This window comes from Polaribacter sp. Z014 (genome assembly GCF_023555435.1).
Taxonomy (GTDB): domain Bacteria; phylum Bacteroidota; class Bacteroidia; order Flavobacteriales; family Flavobacteriaceae; genus Polaribacter.
Genome location: NZ_JALCZP010000002.1, coordinates 421,453 through 439,935 on the forward strand (window position 1 = coordinate 421,453; position 18,483 = coordinate 439,935).

Annotated in this window: 14 protein-coding genes and 1 pseudogene; 10 read left to right on the forward strand and 5 right to left on the reverse strand. The window is 31.6% G+C overall.

The features are described 5' to 3' along the window. Positions 1-18 precede the first annotated feature (18 nt). The 7 genes and pseudogenes from MPF19_RS05015 to MPF19_RS05045 form a co-directional block, all read left to right on the forward strand. Positions 19-1,809, forward strand: coding sequence for a methylmalonyl-CoA mutase family protein (locus tag MPF19_RS05015; protein WP_249987045.1), 1,791 nt, complete (start codon positions 19-21; stop codon positions 1,807-1,809). 5 nt (positions 1,810-1,814) lie between these two features. Then, positions 1,815-3,947: a methylmalonyl-CoA mutase gene (scpA, locus tag MPF19_RS05020; RefSeq protein WP_203392952.1), complete on the forward strand. Its 2,133-nt coding sequence runs from the start codon at positions 1,815-1,817 to the stop codon at positions 3,945-3,947. 117 nt (positions 3,948-4,064) lie between these two features. Further along, positions 4,065-4,934: an AraC family transcriptional regulator gene (locus MPF19_RS05025; RefSeq protein WP_249987046.1), complete on the forward strand. Its 870-nt coding sequence runs from the start codon at positions 4,065-4,067 to the stop codon at positions 4,932-4,934. Between the two features lie 93 nt (positions 4,935-5,027). Next, positions 5,028-5,672 (forward strand): NAD(P)H-binding protein, encoded by a 645-nt coding sequence (locus MPF19_RS05030; protein ID WP_249987047.1) that lies wholly within the window; start codon positions 5,028-5,030, stop codon positions 5,670-5,672. A 36-nt stretch (positions 5,673-5,708) separates the two neighbouring features. Then, entirely contained in the window at positions 5,709-7,058 is a 1,350-nt protein-coding gene (locus MPF19_RS05035; RefSeq protein ID WP_249987048.1) for an MATE family efflux transporter, read from the forward strand. Positions 7,059-7,338: 280 nt separating this feature from the next. Continuing rightward, positions 7,339-8,610 carry an OsmC family protein gene (locus MPF19_RS05040; RefSeq protein WP_249987049.1) on the forward strand — a complete coding sequence of 424 codons (1,272 nt, stop codon included), beginning with the start codon at positions 7,339-7,341 and terminating at the stop codon, positions 8,608-8,610. A gap of 71 nt (positions 8,611-8,681) precedes the next feature. Then, positions 8,682-8,810: pseudogene (locus MPF19_RS05045) on the forward strand (IS3 family transposase); the annotation flags it as partial. A 183-nt stretch (positions 8,811-8,993) separates the two neighbouring features. On the opposite strand, the gene MPF19_RS05050 reads toward MPF19_RS05045, so the two are convergent. After that, the gene (locus MPF19_RS05050; RefSeq protein WP_249987050.1) at positions 8,994-9,839 is read right to left on the reverse strand and encodes a fibronectin type III-like domain-contianing protein; all 846 of its coding nucleotides are present in this window, start codon (positions 9,837-9,839) and stop codon (positions 8,994-8,996) included. Positions 9,840-10,121: 282 nt separating this feature from the next. Here MPF19_RS05050 and MPF19_RS05055 point away from each other — a divergent pair, with 282 nt between their 5' ends. Continuing rightward, on the forward strand, positions 10,122-11,690 hold the full coding sequence (locus tag MPF19_RS05055; protein ID WP_249987051.1) for a sulfatase family protein: 1,569 nt from the start codon (positions 10,122-10,124) through the stop codon (positions 11,688-11,690). A gap of 341 nt (positions 11,691-12,031) precedes the next feature. On the opposite strand, the gene MPF19_RS05060 is transcribed toward MPF19_RS05055, so the two are convergent. From MPF19_RS05060 to MPF19_RS05075, 4 genes are all read right to left on the reverse strand, one after another. Next, positions 12,032-12,784, reverse strand: coding sequence for an acyl-[acyl-carrier-protein] thioesterase (locus MPF19_RS05060; RefSeq protein ID WP_249987052.1), 753 nt, complete (start codon positions 12,782-12,784; stop codon positions 12,032-12,034). A 28-nt stretch (positions 12,785-12,812) separates the two neighbouring features. Further along, entirely contained in the window at positions 12,813-13,826 is a 1,014-nt protein-coding gene (gene meaB, locus MPF19_RS05065; RefSeq protein ID WP_203392929.1) for a methylmalonyl Co-A mutase-associated GTPase MeaB, read from the reverse strand. Between the two features lie 199 nt (positions 13,827-14,025). Further along, positions 14,026-14,766 (reverse strand): acyl-CoA desaturase, encoded by a 741-nt coding sequence (locus tag MPF19_RS05070; protein ID WP_249987053.1) that lies wholly within the window; start codon positions 14,764-14,766, stop codon positions 14,026-14,028. A 127-nt stretch (positions 14,767-14,893) separates the two neighbouring features. Continuing rightward, on the reverse strand, positions 14,894-15,463 hold the full coding sequence (locus MPF19_RS05075) for a Crp/Fnr family transcriptional regulator (protein ID WP_249987054.1): 570 nt from the start codon (positions 15,461-15,463) through the stop codon (positions 14,894-14,896). 172 nt (positions 15,464-15,635) lie between these two features. On the opposite strand from MPF19_RS05075, the gene MPF19_RS05080 reads away from it, so the two are divergent. Further along, positions 15,636-16,976 carry a DEAD/DEAH box helicase gene (locus MPF19_RS05080; RefSeq protein WP_249987055.1) on the forward strand — a complete coding sequence of 447 codons (1,341 nt, stop codon included), beginning with the start codon at positions 15,636-15,638 and terminating at the stop codon, positions 16,974-16,976. 195 nt (positions 16,977-17,171) lie between these two features. Continuing rightward, a complete protein-coding gene (locus MPF19_RS05085) occupies positions 17,172-18,479 on the forward strand; it encodes a DEAD/DEAH box helicase (protein ID WP_249987056.1) in 1,308 nt (435 codons plus the stop codon). Positions 18,480-18,483 lie beyond the last annotated feature (4 nt).

Here is an 18,483-nt window from a genome sequence, read left to right on the forward strand (position 1 = left end):
TAAATAAATTCATATATAATGAGTGATAAAAATAAAAAACTCTTTTCTGAATTCCCTTCGGTTTCTACCGAGCAGTGGATGGAAAGAGTTACAGTAGATTTAAAAGGGACTGATTTTGATAGAAAACTAGTATGGAAAAATCTTACAGGAATCAATTTTCAACCTTGCTATAATCTTGAAAATTCAATTACACAGCTAAAAAACACAGGAGAAAACTCACAATCTTTAGTAAACTATAGAAGTATAGCAGCTTGTTGTGGGAAATCTGGAAATGATTTAGCCTTAAAAGCTATTGAAGAAGGTATTAATGGTATCCTTTTTCAGATGATAACAACCGTACCTGTAGAAGAACTTTTAAAGGATATAGATTTAGACAAAATTACAGTTTCGTTTAAATTATTTAATAATGTTATTTCTTTTACAAAGGATTTAGTTGCTTTTGCAAAAGGTAAAAACTTAAAAGGATATATTGATACAAACCTAATTTCTGGTTACGTAACAACAGGTGCTTTTAATGAAAACCTTGTGGACGTTACTGCTGAGTTAGTAAAATTAACGGAAGAATTTCCTAACTTTAAAGCAATCACTATTTCTGGAACAGAATATTTAGACTCTGGTGCAAATCAAGTGCAAGAAATTGCATATACTTTAAGTTCTTTGGTTTTCTTAACAGAAAAATTAAAAGAAAAAGGAATTGCTGTTCAAGATGTTTTCAACAATCTAAATTTCAATTTAGCAATTGGATTAGAGTATTTTGTGGAGATTGGTAAATTTAGAGCATTCAATAATTTATTAGCGGAAGTTGCTGCTAAATATCAACTTGCAGATTTTTCGAATACGATTACCGCAAAAACATCTATTTGGAGTAAATCTGTTACAGATGCAGAAACTAATTTATTACGTTGTACTACAGAAGCAATGGCTGCAATATTAGGGAATGTAGATGGTGTTTTAATTGATGCTTACGATAAAGAGTTTAAAAGCGCTTCTGATTTTTCTAGCAGAATAGCCGGAAACATAACAACAATTTTAAAAGAAGAATCTTACTTTGGTAAAGTTTCAAATCCGGTGGATGGTTCTTATTATATTGAAGAAGTAAGTTCTAAAATTGCAGAAAAAGCATTAGAGTTATTTAAGGCTATTGAAGCTGATGGTGGTTTCTATGCTAATTTTGAAAACGAAACGATTCAACAACAAATTGCCGAAATTCGTCTTAAAAAATTAAAACTGATTAGCCAGCGCAGAACTCCAATGGTAGGTATTAACAAATACCCTAACCTTATGGAAAAAGTGGATGCGAAATTACTATCTGAAAGTGCTGTAGACAATCCTAAAGTATTAACTCCAAGAAGGGCTTCTTTAGAAATTGAGGCAATGCGTAGAGTTACAGAAGAATTAGTGGCAAGCACTAATGTAAGACCAATTGTACAGTTAGCTAGTTATGGAAATTTAACAATGCGTAAAGCGAGAGCTGCTTTTGCTTACGATTTTATTGGTGTTAGTGGTTTTGATGTGCATCAAGAAGAAAGTTTTGAAAATGCAGAAGTTGCTGCTAAAGAAAGTGCAAAATCAGCTGCACATGTAGTTGTTATTTGTAGTTCAGATCAAGATTATGATGAAACAGCAATAGACTTTATAAAAGCATTTAGAGCTATAAATACTGATAAAGTATTACTATTAGCAGGTGCACCTAAAAATATGGACGAACTAACTGAATTAGGTTTAGATGGTGTTGTTAATATGAGAACAGATGTTCTTGTTTCACTGTCAGCAATTCAGAAAAAAGTTCAAAAAACCTTAAAATCTTAAGAAGTATGAAACCAGATTTTTCAGATATAAAATTAAATTCAGCTGTTAAGCAAACAGTTGCAACTTCAGAGAATCAAGATGTTTGGAATACTCCTGAAGGAATCCCAGTAAAAAAACAATTTACAAAAGAAGATATTGCAGAGGCGGAACATTTAGGCTTTGCTGCTGGTGTGCCTCCTTTTTTAAGAGGTCCATATAGTGCCATGTATGCCATGCGTCCTTGGACGATTCGTCAATATGCAGGTTTTTCTACAGCAGAAGAATCAAACGCATTTTACAGAAGAAATTTGGCTGCGGGTCAAAAAGGACTTTCAGTTGCGTTTGATTTAGCCACACACCGTGGTTACGATTCAGATCATCCTCGTGTAACGGGAGATGTTGGTAAAGCAGGTGTTGCCATAGATTCTATTTTAGATATGGAGATTTTGTTCGATCAAATTCCGTTAGATAAAATGTCTGTTTCTATGACAATGAATGGTGCAGTATTGCCAATTATGGCTTTTTATATTGCAGCCGCAAGAAAACAAGGTGTTTCTTTAGATAAACTTTCTGGAACTATTCAGAATGATATTTTAAAAGAATTTATGGTGCGTAATACATACATTTATCCACCATTACCTTCTATGAAGATTATTGGTGATATCTTTGATTACACCACGAAGAATATGCCGAAGTTTAACTCAATTTCTATTTCTGGTTACCACATGCAAGAAGCGGGTGCAACTGCAGATATTGAATTAGCGTATACTTTAGCCGATGGAATGGAATACATTAGAACCGGATTGAAATCTGGTTTAAAAATTGATGAATTTGCGCCTCGTTTATCTTTCTTCTGGGCAGTAGGAATGAATCACTTTATGGAAATTGCGAAGATGCGTGCAGCTCGTATGTTATGGGCAAAAATTATAAAATCATTCAATCCAACAAATCCAAAATCAATGGCTTTGCGTACGCACAGTCAAACTTCTGGATGGAGTTTAAGTGAGCAAGATCCTTTTAACAACGTATCTCGTACTTGTATAGAGGCAATGGCGGCAACGTTAGGAGGAACGCAATCTTTGCACACAAATGCATTAGATGAAGCGATTGCTTTACCTACTGATTTCTCTGCTAGAATTGCACGTAACACGCAAATTTTTATTCAAGATGAAACACAGATGACAAAATCTGTTGATCCTTGGGCAGGTTCTTATTATGTTGAGTATTTAACGCAAGAAATTGCGAAGAAAGCTTGGAAATTAATTGAAGAGGTTGAAGAGCTTGGAGGAATGGCAAAAGCTATTGAAACCGGAGTTCCAAAATTACGTATTGAGGAAGCTTCTGCTCGTAAACAAGCACGTTTAGATTCTGGTCAAGATATTTTAGTAGGAGTAAACAAATTTAAAACGAAAGAAAAAACAAACATTGAAATCTTAGATGTTGACAATACAGTAGTTAGAGATTCTCAAATTGCTCGTTTAAATAAAATGAAAGCCGAACGTAATTCTGATTTGGTTGCTGCTAATTTAAAAGCGTTAGAAGATTGTGCAGGAACAGGAAAAGGGAATTTATTAGAATTGGCAGTTATTGCTGCGGAAAATTTTGCTACATTGGGTGAAATTTCTGATGCTTTAGAGGTTCATTTTGGAAGACATAAAGCGGATACTAAATTAATAAGTGGTGTGTACGGTAAAGAAGTAAATAACGATAGTACGTTTGCAAAAGCGCAAAAAATGACTGATAAATTTGCAGAAATAGAAGGTCGTAGACCAAGAGTTATGATTGCAAAAATGGGTCAAGATGGGCATGATAGAGGCGCAAAAGTTGTGGCTTCTAGTTTTGCAGATTTAGGTTTTGATGTAGATATGGGAGGTTTATTTCAAACTCCAGAAGAAGTTGCAAAACAAGCTGTTGAAAACGATGTGCATTTTGTAGGTGCCTCTAGTTTAGCGGCTGGTCATAAAACTTTAATTCCTCAATTAATTGGTGAATTAGAAAAATTAGGAAGACCAGATATTATGGTTTTTGCAGGTGGAGTTATCCCTGCGCAAGATTATGATTATTTATTAGAAAGAAAAGTAGCAGCCATTTTTGGTCCTGGTACTGTAATTTCTGAATCTGCAATTACAATAATGGAAAAATATTTAGAGCAAGAATAAGTTTTAAATTATGAATATATAAAAGCCCGAACATTTTTAATGTTCGGGCTTTTTATTTAGTTTTTTTATCTTAAATTTATAATGTTTGATAAATCATCAATTGAATAAACTATCTCCATGAAAAATATTCCGGAAATAAGCTTTTGGAAAAACAAAGTGTTACAAATTAAAGAATTTCAATTTTTTAATTTGGAAGAGTTAATTACGGATGATTTAAAACCTAAAGATCATAGTCCTTATTTGCCACATCGATTAAATTTTTATGCCATTCTAATAATTACCGATGGTGAAGTTAATCATATTGTCGATTTTAAAGTTCATTCTCTTAAAAAGGATGATGTAATGGTTCTTTCAAAAGGACAGACACATGCTTTTGATGAATTTTCTGTATACAAAGGTTATTTGGTAGTTTTTTCTGAAGCTTTTATGCATAAATATATGGCACAGTCAACCATAGCTCAAATTAACCATTTGTATAATTATTTTTTAGCACAAGAGAAAATTAATAACCCAGACCGAAATCAAATTTTACTTAGAGTACTTCAAAATGAGTTGAAAAGTAATTCATCCTCATTGCCAAATATTATAGCTTCCATATTAAGTGTCTACCTACTTAAGTTAAATGAAGAAAATACCCGTTTAGCTGCAATTTCTGTAGATAATAAATATTTAGATTACTTTAATAATTTTAGACTTTTAGTTGAAAAGAACTTTTCTAAAACAAGAGATGCCAAAGTGTATGCTTCAGATATAGCTATCTCCTATAAACATTTAAATGAGGTCTGTAAAGGTGTTGTAAATACCACAGCAAAGGCATTTATTGATAATTATGTAATTCTGGAAGCGAAGAGATTGTTAGTTTCTACTTCACTATCCGTAAAAGAAATAGCCTTTATTTTAGGTTTTGATGAACCAACCAACTTCCTTAAATATTTTAAAAAACATATTAAATTAACACCTGTGGAATTCCGGAAAACTTTAACTTAGGTTATTTATTTACCATTACTTCTCTTTTATTAACCTTTATTATATTTTGTATTCACTGCACTTTTGCAGTGTAATATTTTAAATGTAGTAATAATGAAACAAATAACAATTTTAGGCGCAACTGGTATATTGGGAAAGAACCTATTAAAAAAAGCGGTTAATGAAGGGATTAAGGTGAAGGTGTTAGTCCGAAACAAAGAAAAACTAAAAGATTTTGATCATGCAATTGAAGTCATTGAAGGGAATTATTTCGATACAAATAAACTACAAAATGTCTTGGAAGGATCTGATGTTATACTTTCAACTATTGGACCACCTATAAATGGTAAACTTACAACTGACGATGAAGAAAATTACATAAACTCTTTGAAGTACATTATCAAACAAATGCAAGATAATAAACAGACTCGTTTTATAAGTATTTCTGGAGCAGGAGTAAAAATCCCAAACGAAAATTTACCACTAACACGCAAACTTTTGCGGGTAATGATAAAGTCGAAATCTAAATCACTCATCAGCATTAAAGATAGAGAACTAGAATTGCTTTCGCAGAGCAATTTAGATTGGACAAATATTCGCCCGCCTATGATTAAAGAAAAAGTAGAAGGTAAGTTTGTTGCCGATGAAACTAAATTTATTGGGATGGATGTTGATGTAAATCAATTATCCGAGTTTATGTTAACTGAAATTACAAATAGAGAATGGATTAAAAAGGCTCCAGTAGTTGGTACAAAATAAGCCTTATTAAAAAAAGACAAAATAAACGAATAAAGAATGTCAAAAAAAATAAATAAGAACTTAACAGAGGGTAATATTGGTAAGCAATTGTTCAATTTAACGTGGCCAATGACTCTTGGAATGTTAGGTATGGTTATATTCACAATAATAGACACTTACTTTATAGGACTTTTAGGAGTGCAACAATTGGCAGCAATAAGTTTTGCTTTTCCTGTAATAATGTTTCTAAATGGACTTTCTATGGGAGTCGGAATTGGAACAAGCTCATTAATTTCACGTAATATCATTACAGCAGATCGAGAAAAAGTAAAAGTAATGGCCAGTAGAGCAATTTTATTGGGTATTACTATTGTTATTTTTTTCGTAATAGTTGGTTTAAATACCATTGAACCCATATTTAAAGCTTTAGGGGCAGGACCAGAAATTATGCCTTACATTGTTGATTATATGACCATTTGGTTTTTAGGTGTTCCGTTTGTTACAATACCTATGATTGGTAATAATATTGTGAGAGCTACTGGAGATACACGTTTACCAGGGTTGTTAATGATTACTTCAGGGGTGGTAAATGGTATATTAGATCCTTTACTTATTTTTGGTTACGGACCATTTCCAAAAATGGGAATTGAAGGAGCAGCATTAGCAACCGTAATTTCTAGAAGTATAAGTTTGATATTTATACTTATTGTTTTAATTAAAAGAGAAAATTTGTTAACCTTTCATTTAGGTGAATTTAAGGATATTAAAGCTACTTGGAAAGCATTAATTTATGTGGCAATTCCAGCATCTATAAGTTTACTTATTACACCAATTTCAATTGGCTTTATAACAAAAATTATTTCAAGTTATGGCAAAGAAGCAGTTGCAGCATTTGGTGTTGCTTCTAGAGTTGAAATGTTTGCGCTTATGGTTATTATGTCACTTGGTTCTGTATTAATTATTTTTGTTGGTCAAAACATAAGTAAACATAAATTTCAAAGAATTTTTACATCTCTCAATTACGCCATGATATTTTCTTTAATTTGGGGAGGTGTCGTTTTTGGTCTTTTAGTACTTTTTGGTAGTAGTATTGCTTCAGTTTTTACAGATAATGTAGAAGTTATTGAAATTACTGAAAAATATTTTTATATAATTGGCGCAAGTTATGGATTGCAGGGTGTGGTTATCTTAAGTACTTCAAGTTATAATGGCATTAATAAACCCTATCCGTCAGCGGTTTTTTCTTTAATTAGAATGGTCGTTTTGTATGCGCCATTAGCTTGGGTAGGAGCAAAAATGTTTGGAATTAACGGTGTGTTTTGGGCTGGATTTATTGCAAATATTATAGTTGGTATAATCTCGTATTATCATTTAAATTTAACAGTTAAAAAGATAAGTGTAAGTTAATTTAATTGGAAAATTTATACTTTTTTTCTTTAAATATAGTTGTCTTTATTTATAAAAACATCATAATAAGGCTATCTAAAAACATCATTTTAGATAGCCTTTTTTATCAATTCATAAAAAGATATACTCCCTAACTTTTTATAATGAAATTTAAGCGAGGTTATACATTTACCATAGCGTCTCTTTTATTAACCTTTCCATTGGTTTGTTTTCATTGCACCTTTGTAGTATCATATTTCAAAAGTTAAAAAATAAATATTTTAATTTAAAAAACATAAAAATGAAAACAAGTAAAAATGTAAAATCAATTGTAATGTTAACTGTTCTTTTAACTGGTGTTGGAACAAATTATGCACAAGAAAATTATTCAGTAGTAAAAAGAGTAGATAATTTTAACCAACCTACAACATTTTATCCTACAAAAGCAACACCTGTAAATGGTGCTATTAGCGAGAATGTTGTGACTTCGGCAAAAAGAGTTTTGAATAAAGAAAAGCCCTTCTTAAAAAAGGGTGTAGTAACAACTGTAGGTGAAGCAGATTTTAGCGCATGGCAAATGACAAGTGATGAAGGTGGTAATCCTCAGAGTGCACCAAATCCATTAACATATTTTACGGCTGGCGCAGCTTCAGACTTATTAACCCAAGTTGAAAGAAGTATACAGATAATGGGCTTAGACGTAGAAGATGTAAAAGTAGAAACAGAATTCTTTTTTAGATGGAGCGATATTATGACTGATAAATGGTCGGGATATACTGACAAAGTAGTCACCAATATTATTATAAAAAGTGACGAACCAATAGAAAAAATTAAAGAGCTAAAGAAAATGTCTATTAGAGCCTGGTCTATTGGAGAATCATTGGCTAACAAGACAGCTATTGACGCAGCTTTTATTATTAATGGCGATGATTGGGACGGAAAAGCAGCTAAGCCAGGACAAATTTCTTCGCCAGTTTCTGTAGATAATGGTCGTACTATTACAAATACAACTCCAGCGTTACAATTACAAACAATAAAAGTAACAGAAGATCTTGATATGGATATGAATAATTTTCCAAAAGAAATGCGTTTTTCTGAAGTTGGTATTGCAGAATCTGCACACGATGCAGAGCGCCCATATTTACATAGATTAAGAGCAAAATCGTTAACTGCACACTACGAAACATGGGAACTATATGCTGATGATAGCCGCGGTTACAAAGGTGTAAATGCAGCACCTACTTCAAGAGAGTATTTTACGTTAGGAACCTCATTTTGTTTAATGAGTCAATTGACTCCGAATATGATGTACTTCCAGAAAAAAGGCGTTAAAATTGATGATTTTGCTGTTGAGCATCAGTTTAATTACCGAGAAAACAATTTTATGACACCAACTATGTCCGGAGAGATGACTGATGTAGTAACTCGAATCTTGGTTAAAAGTGATGCTGATGAAAATTTGGCAAATCAGTTTGCAGCGCAAGCACTACGTTGTTGCTTTGCAGGGGAGGGGATTGTGCAAAAAACAGAGATGGAAACAGGTATTTATTTGAATGGGAAAATTGTAAAATAACAGTTTTCGAAAATAAGCTGTTTATTTATTCATATTGAAAATCCCAATACTGTAAAAGTATTGGGGTTTTACAGTCCAAATCATCCAAATTTGAATATATAGAAATTTGGTACAATAGAAAACGATTACATTCTTCTTTGGATTATAAAATTCCAATTGAAATGGAACAAGAATTTAATAACTTAAAATTTGTAGCATAGGTCTTAGAAAAATTGTCCTACTTTTTATTGAAAGCCCAAACACATTATATTTCGCATCAAGAACAGATTTGAAATACAAAAAAAAGAGTTAGCTGTTCTTCGGAATATTTTTAAAAGGAAGATGAAGCAATTTGAGTTACTAAAAAACAAAACCGAGCTAATGGCTCGGTTTTGTTTTAATTTTTAATTTTCAATAACCTTAGTTATTACAAAAGGGTTTTTACCTCCTGGAGGGAAAATTTTTATCGACTCATGTTCAATTTTTCCTTTTAACGTTTTTAGCTTCAGTTTAACTGGTTTTCCGTATTCTGGCGGAATAGGGATTTTAATTGACTGTGTTTTTTTATTACCCACTTTGTAGGTGCTTATTTTAACACCCTGCATTGAAGCCTCCAATACAGCATTCTTCGATGTAGATTTAAATGACAATTCAGCATCCCAAGTGTTAACATATACACCTGGATCAATAAATAAAATTTCATAACTTATATATTTAGATGAAGCATCTTCAAGCTGATTTGTTTTCACATCTTCTAAAGCACCTTTTTCATATAAGTAATCCCATTTTTTTGTTCGATTTTCATCCTCAGCATTAAAATAACCACTCTTTTGTCCCACTCGAATTTTTGGAATTACACCTTCCGCAACTGCAATGGTTTTACTACCTACAATTTTTTCGCTCGACTGTCCGATCATTATTTCGAAATCACCCGCTTCTACTTTAAACGCTTTCAAGCTTGTATCGTAATGAGAAAAGGCTTCATAAGGCAGCTTAATTGTAACCGTTTTACTTTCTCCTGACGGAATATGAATACGCTTAAAGCCTTTTAATGCTTTCTTTGGAACTATATGGCTAGCTTCTTTATCACGTACATATACTTGCACAATTTCATCACCGTCTCTATCTCCAATATTGGTAACTTTAGCTGTAACAAGTACATCGCCCATTGCTTCCAAACGATTTTTATCTAATTTAATATCCTGAATTTCAAATTGAGTGTAACTTAAACCATATCCGAATGGATACAAATATTCAATATTTGAATACATATACGTACGTGCAACTTCTGGACCGTAATCATCTTTCCAAGTTGAAACGTTGTAATCGTGAAAATTTGGTAATTGATTTTCTGATTTTACCCAGCTCTAGCAATTATAAGATCTACCGATAAAATAGGAACTGCAACAATAACAGCTTCTATAAAAGGAATTCTAAGTAATAAAATTCAAATAGCAATTCAATAAAAAAATATTGATGAATCTACTCTAGATTGTCGATTACAATTTAATAACGATTAAAATACAAGTAAAATGAAGTTTATAAAAGTTATTGTAGTACTATGTTTCAGTATTAGTGTTTTTGCTCAGAAAAAACAACCAAATATTATTTTCATCATGTCTGATGATCATGCTACCAATGCTATTGGGGCATACGCCGGAAGGCTTTCAGGTTTAGATTTAACACCAAATATCGATAATTTAGCAAATCAAGGTATTCGATTTGATAATGCATTTTGTAATAATTCTATTTGTACACCAAGTAGAGCCTCAATAATTACAGGTCAATATCCACAGACAAATGGTGTTCTCGACTTAGATGACAAATTAGATACAGACAAACAATATCTTCCTATTGAACTAAAAAAAATAGGTTATAGTACTGCTGTTTTTGGTAAATGGCACTTAAAAACGGAGCCTGTAAATTTTGATTATTACAAAGTATTACCAAGCCAAGGAAAGTATTTTAACCCTTCATTTTTGGAAAAAGGGAAAGGGGAGTGGCCAAATAATGAAGTAAAAAGCGAAGGACATTCTAGTGACGTTATTACAGGTTTGGTAATCGATTATCTAAAAGATCGCGATACAACAAAGCCATTTTTTATAATGCATCACTTTAAAGCACCGCATGCGTATTTTGAATATGCACCTCGATACGAAGACTTTTTGGCAAATACTGAAATCCCTGAACCTTCTAGTTTATATTATCAACCAAACTGGGGCTCTGAAGGAACACGAGGAGCTAACGATTCGCTTAGAAGTTATATTGGCGCCTCTATTTCCGATAGAAATAAGAACAGAAATTACAATCACGAATTTCATAAAGACTCGTTACAAGGACAAGAATCTGCTCATGTGGCGTATCAAAATTATATGAAAATGTATTTGCGTTGTGTAAAAGGTGTTGACGACAATATTGGCCGTTTAGTAGATTACTTAAAAGCAGAAGGACTTTGGGAAAATACCGTTATTATTTATACTGGAGATCAAGGGATGATGTTGGGGGAACATGATTTACAAGATAAACGTTGGATGTATGAGGAATCTATGCGCATGCCATATATTATGCACTACCCAAAAATGATAAAACCAAAACGTGTTTCTGACCTTTTAATAAACAATACAGATTTTGCGCCAACTATGATTGAATTGGCAGGAGGGAAAACACCTGATTACATGCAAGGGAAAAGTTTCATTAATACCCTTCAAGAAAAAGAGGAAGAAGATTGGAGAACTACAACCTATTATAGATATTGGATGCATATTATTCACCACTATGTTCCTGCTCACTTTGGAGTAAGATCTAATGATTATAAGCTTATTTTCTATTATGGAAAACACTACTTACCTGAATCTGAATTTTCGAAACACTATTGGGCAAAAAGTTATGTGGGCGTTGATAAAGAAACTCCACATACTTGGGAATTTTATGACCTTAAAAATGATCCTGAAGAATTGCACAACCGCTACAATGATCCTAAGTACAAAGAAATCATTGCTAAACTTAAGGAAGAATTAAAAGAGCAAAGAATTGAATTAAATGAAACCGATAAGGATTACTCAGAGATTCAGGCTATTGTGAATAAGCATTGGAATGATTAAAATACAATAAAGAAAAAAGACTATCTATTTATTAATACAACTATTTTAGTATTGTTATAGGTTTAGTTTAGGTATCTCCCAAGGGAGCTTTATATTATTAAAACATAGCTAAGTTAAGTTTATGTTACTTTTTAAGTTAAGTATGTATAATTCGAAATAGGTTCGCTAATTTTAATTATCAGTTTGGATAAATTCAAAAGAAATTTAGCCGTTATTTTAGTATTGAAACTCCTATTCAAGAATCAACAATAACTAATATGGAAGACAGATATTAGAGAAAGAATAACTAAAAAATAATTGTGTCAATCTGAGCGTTTTCGAGAATTATAAATGTATTAGATTTAATACGCTTTCCAAATAGTTTTGGCGGAGGCACAAACTCTATTACTCCCTTCAATTTTTATAGTATGTGCAAAAGAATTCTTTGTTTCCAGTTCTTTTGTTAAAGATAAAACGGTATCTCCATATTGGGCTTCAGTAATAAAACGACCATCAATTTCATGTAAAAAGTAATTATCTGTAATATCCTCCGGAATCGATTCAATAACCCATTGTAAATATCTGATATTATTTACGTGTTTATTCATATCCGTATCGTACCGATTCACTCTAAAGTGATTCGTATAATCAGCAAAATCTAAGGGCTCAATTTTTTTCTTGATATCAGTATAAATTGCTTCTTTATTAAAGTAAGACCACTTTTCTTTAATTTCATTAAAAATAGGAATTGGTCTTCTTTTTTCAATATCAAAAAACACCCACAAACCTTTAGCGCGACCTATGATGTTATGGTGTTCATCAAAAATAATATTTTCTCGATAGCCTTTAATAGAAGAGTAGCTTGATAACCAGGTTCTAATGGTGATTTTTTCTTTGTAACTAGGATAGCGATCCATTTGTAATTTACCGGAAACTAAAATCCAACCAATATTTTCATCTAAAAGATCAAATAAATTATATCCTATAGAATGAGTATGATCTGCAGCAGTTTCTTCTAACAAAGCCAGCATTATTGTTGGTGTTGCCGACCCTAATTTATTCATTTCAAAATACCTTAGTTCAAATTGTCTGTCAAAATAATTATCAAATATCATTTTACAATTTTTAAAGGTTCATGAATTTTTAGCTATTTTTAAAAGAGTTTTTAAATTCTTCTATAATTTGTTGCGCTGCTTTTACCGGAGAAATTTTAGCAGTAACAATATCTTTTTCTAATGTAGAGAGTTCACTTTTAATATTTTTAGAACCATAAAATAAATGTTTCAATTCTTCATTAATATTGTTATACATCCATTTTATTTGTTGATGGTTTCTGTTTTTTATGAAATACCCATTCTCATCAACTAACTTTTTAAAGTTTAAAACTTCATCCCAAACATTGTCTATTCCAGTCCCTTTTATCGCAGAAGCGGTACTTACCACAGGACTCCAACCAGAATCGGCTAGAGGAAAAATATGTAAGGCATTTTGATATTGACGTTTTGCTATTCTACTCATGGTTATATTATCGCCATCTGCTTTATTAATGACCACCATATCTGCCATTTCCATGATTCCTTTTTTAATTCCTTGCAACTCATCACCGGCACCAGCAAGCATTAAAAGTAAAAAGAAATCAGTCATGCCGTGTACAGCAGTTTCAGACTGACCAACACCAACGGTTTCAATTAAAATAACATCGTAACCAGCGGCTTCACAAAGCAACATAGTTTCACCCGTTTTATTAGAAACACCACCTAGAGTATCGCCAGAGGCGGAAGGTCTTATGTAGGCTTCTTCTAAATGGGCTAAATCTTCCATTCTAGTTTTATCCCCCAAAATACTTCCTCTAGAACGCTGACTACTTGGGTCTATAGATAATATGGCAACTTTATGACCAAGCTTTACCAAATGCAATCCGAAAACTTCTATAAAAGTACTTTTACCAACACCCGGAACTCCTGTAATACCAATACGAATAGATTTACCTGAATTTGGTAATATTTGTTGTACAATTTCTTTTGCTAATATTTTATCGCCTTCTAAATTACTTTCAATTATAGTAATTGCTCTAGATAGAATTACTCTATCACCTTTTAAAACTCCGTCTATGTAGGCTTGTGCAGGTAATCTTTTTTTTGGTTTGTAATTTTTCATTTTAGAGATAGAAAACTAAATTAATATTGGGGATTTTATTACTAACAAAGATACTAATAATGAAAAAAACACCACTAATGAAAGGGTGTTTTTAAATCGTATTTTCTAATTTAAATGGATTCTAGAAACCTAAAATAATTTTAATCTTAATACAAGATAAATATTTTTAATTTCTGTAAAATAATATTTTACAAATCAATTAATTTTTAATCTTAATAGCTTTTAATTTAATAAGTCCTAAAAAGTTTAAAACTTTTATAATTAGATACGTCATATCAACTTCATGCCATTTTACACCAAAGTTTGGGCTGCTAGCATGTTTATGATGATTGTTATGATAACCTTCTCCCATCATTAAAAAATCGAAAAGAAAAAGATTCTTACTTGTATTTTTCATTTTGAAGTTTACATAACCGTAAATATGTCCGAACCAGTTGATAATTACACCATGAATTGGTGCCATTAAAAAAGCGATTGGTAATAACAACCATTGCCACCAAGCAGTTACAAAAAAGACAAAGAATAAAATGTAAAAAGCAATCCAAAGTAGACGAGAAAAACGAGAGCCAGCAAAAGAATCAAAAGATTTCCATTGTGGTACATTTTTAGTAAAACGGTCATCAATAGCAATGCGTTGCTCGTTAATATCTTGATAAATAGTTTTTGTTTTCCACATCATAGCAAACATATTTGCATCGTAAGAAGGAGAGTGTGGATCTTTTTCTGTATCTGTATATGCATGATGCATTCTGTGCATAATTCCGTATCCATACGCACTTAAATAACTAGAACCTTGAAAAACCCAAGTTAAAATAAAGGTGATTTTTTCCATGGTTTTAGACATGGTAAAAACTTGATGTGCTGCATAACGATGTAAAAAGAAAGATTGAAAAAACAAACCTCCATACCAAAGCACTATAATAAAAATAACTACTGCCATACTTATATTTTTTACAAAGATAGCGAGCAATTACAAGTGAAACAATGAACCTAAATCAATAAAATAAAGACCGCTTCGGTTTAAAAATAAAGAAACAAATCCAATCTTTTTGATAACAAGGATATTATTAAATACGCTTTCTAATTCGGCTTAAAGCTTGTGCGGTTACACCAATATACGAACTAATATATTTTAACGGAATTTCTTTTAAAAGCTCTGGTCGTTCTTTAAATAATTTAAGATAACGTTCTTCTGCTGTAAGGTTTAGTAAGTTTTGTTCTCTGCTAGATTTGATTAAAAAAAGGCGTTCTGCCGTTAACCTTCCAATTAGATTGCCAATTTGTGTTTTTCTATAAATTTCTTGTAAATCTGTGTACGATACACTTAAAATAGTGGTTTCTGTAAGCGCTTGTAATTCATAAGCAGAAGGTTTTCTGGTTAAAAAAGAATCGTACGCACTTATAAATTGATTTTTAAAGCTAAAACCAAAGGTGATTTCTTTCTCAGGATTTTCTTTCGGTATATATAAACGCACCACACCAGATTCTATAAAAGAAATATGATTCTCGATTTCATTTAATTTTAAGAAAACAGTTTTCTTTTTAATAACACGAGGTTGCAATTTAGACGTAAAAAAGTCCCAATCTTCTTGAGATATGGTGGCTATTTGTTCTAAGTATGCTTTTATTTGTTTCAAAAGGTTTTCCTATAAATTTAGAATACAAATATACGGATTCAAAAAGCCGATTTTAAGCTTATTTTGGACTATTCTAATCATTTTATTTTCAATGAAAATATTTTAAATTCACGAGCCATAATTTCTTTAATTAACAAAAACGATATTGCTACCTTTGCAAAAAATATATTTAATGTCAAAAACCTTTTCATCTTTAGGAATTCATAAAGAATTAGAAGCACGTTTAGCAAAATTAGAAATTACAGTTCCTACTGCGGTTCAAGAAAAAACCATTCCTTTTATCTTACATAAAAAGAAAGATATGGTGGTTTTGGCAAAAACTGGAACAGGAAAAACAGCTGCTTTTGGTTTGCCTTTATTACAAAAAATTAAGGCTGACGAAACACATATTCAAGTTTTAATTTTAGCTCCTACTAGAGAATTAGGTCATCAGATATATGACAATTTACTTTCTTTTTCTTCGGATGAACAAAAGGAAAAAATAATATCTATTTGCGGTGGAATCCCAATAAAACCACAGATTGAAGCGATTAAAAAGAATCCTAGTATTGTAGTTGCAACTCCAGGACGTTTGGTAGATTTAATGAAACGTGAAGCGATTGATATTACAAAAATTAACTATTTTGTTTTAGATGAAGCGGATGAAATGGTAAGCGCTTTAAAGGAAGAAGTAGATGCTATTATAAAAGAAATTCCGAATGTTAGAAGAACATTGTTGTTTACCGCAACGATGCCAGGAACCATCAAGCAATTGATACAAAACTATATGTCTAAACACGTAGAGCATATAGAAACGGATATGGATTCTGTTGGACATAAAGGAATCGATCATCAATATGTAGTGGTAGAACCCATCGAAAAATTGAATGTTTTAATGCATTTTTTATCGACTAAAGAAGGAGAACGCGGAATTATTTTCTGTAAAACGAAAGCTGCCGTTAATAAATTAGCCAAAAATTTAGCAATCAATAAATTTTCATCAGGTGCTTTACACGGGAGTTTAACCCAAGGGATTCGTGATCGTGTAATGGGACAATTTAGAGAAGGAAATATCGATATTTTAGTGGCAACAGATTTGGCTGCTCGTGGTATTGATGTTAAAGAAATATCTTACGTAGTAAATTACCATTTACCAGACAGGTATGATACGTATGTGCATAGAAGCGGACGTACTGCTAGGGCAGGAGCAACCGGACTTTCTTTAAGTGTGATACAACCAGAAGAATTAGATGAAATCCCTGAATTTGAAGAAGATTTAGGCTTAGTTTTTAAAGAATACAAAAAAGCAGATGCACAAAGTATAGAAGACAATAATACCATTCTGTGGGCTAAAAAAGTATTTAAGACAAAACCAAATCGTGCTATTTCAGAAGATTTAAAAGCAGAGATTAAAACAATTTTTCATCATTTAACCAAAGAAGAATTGGTTGATAAAGTTTTATCCAATTATTTAGCGCAGACAGCTAGTGCAAAGATAAAAACAGCGGTAATTAAAAAGAAGAAAAAGAAATAAACAATATTATTTACCACATAGGAACATAGAAAACATAGACTATGTGAGCTATGTATCTATTTGGTGATTTTTGTAAACAGTAAATTATATAAACTGTCAATGGTAGTTATAAATATTTAAGTTAGTTCTTAATTTTATTCAACCAGACATCATTAAAAAAGTAAATGATACCATTTACAAAAAAAAGAAATAAGTATGGCAAATAACATTAAAAGTCAACAAGATATATTAGCAAAATTGCAGATTGAAGAGTTAAATCAAATGCAAAAAGAAGCGATTGCTACCATTAACAAAAATGATAATGTAATCTTACTTTCTCCAACTGGAACAGGGAAAACATTAGCTTTTTCTTTACCTTTATTAGAATTTTTAGATCCAAATTTAGAAGAAGTACAAGCATTAATTTTAGTTCCTTCTAGGGAATTGGCTATTCAAATAGAACAGGTAATTCGTTCTATGGGTTCTGGTTTTAAAGTTAATGCGGTGTATGGTGGTAGACCGATGTCTAAAGATAAGATAGAATTAAAACATATTCCTGCAATTTTAATAGGAACACCTGGTAGAATATCCGATCATTTTGCAAACGATCGTTTTTCTAAAGACCATATTAAAACGTTAATTTTAGATGAATTTGATAAGTCTTTAGAGGTCGGTTTTGAATATGAAATGCGTAATATTATCAATCAATTATCTTTAAATAAACGCATATTAACTTCTGCAACACAAGGAGTTGATATTCCTGACTTTGTAGGTTTAAGTAAACCAAATACAATTAATTATTTAAAAGCGGTAACATCTAAATTACAAGTAAGAACAGTAGTTTCTCCGGCTAAAAATAAACTGAATACCTTATTACATTTACTAAATCATTTAGGGAATAAACAAGGAATTGTTTTTTGTAATTTAAAGGATTCTATAAATAATGTAAGTACATTTTTAGAGAGCAAGAACATAAAACATGGTTGTTTTAGTGGAGGAATGGAACAAAAAGATAGAGAACGTTCTTTGATTAAATTTAGAAACGGAACCAATCAATTATTAATAGCTACAGATTTAGCCGCAAGAGGTATTGATGTGCCAGAAATGAGTTTCATCATTCATTATGAATTACCACAAGCCGTAGAAGAATTTACACATAGAAATGGACGTACAGCAAGAGTTTCTGCAGAAGGAACAGCCTTTGTTTTAAAATGGAAAGACGAGCGTTTACCAGATTTCATTAAAAATGCTGATGTACAAGATATTTCTAAACAAGCAGAAAGAAGTCCTATTTTTTGGGAAACTTTATTTATATCTGGAGGTAGAAAAGATAAAATTTCTAAAGGAGATATTGCTGGTTTGTTTATAAAACAAGGAAAATTAAGCAAAGATCAATTAGGTGCAATAGAGTTGAAACAAGATTGTGCTTTTGTGGCAGTTCCATCAACATTAACAGAAGAATTGATAGAGAAACTAAACAACTCTCGTTTAAAAAAGAAAAAAGTACGTATTTACGAAGTGTAAGAAT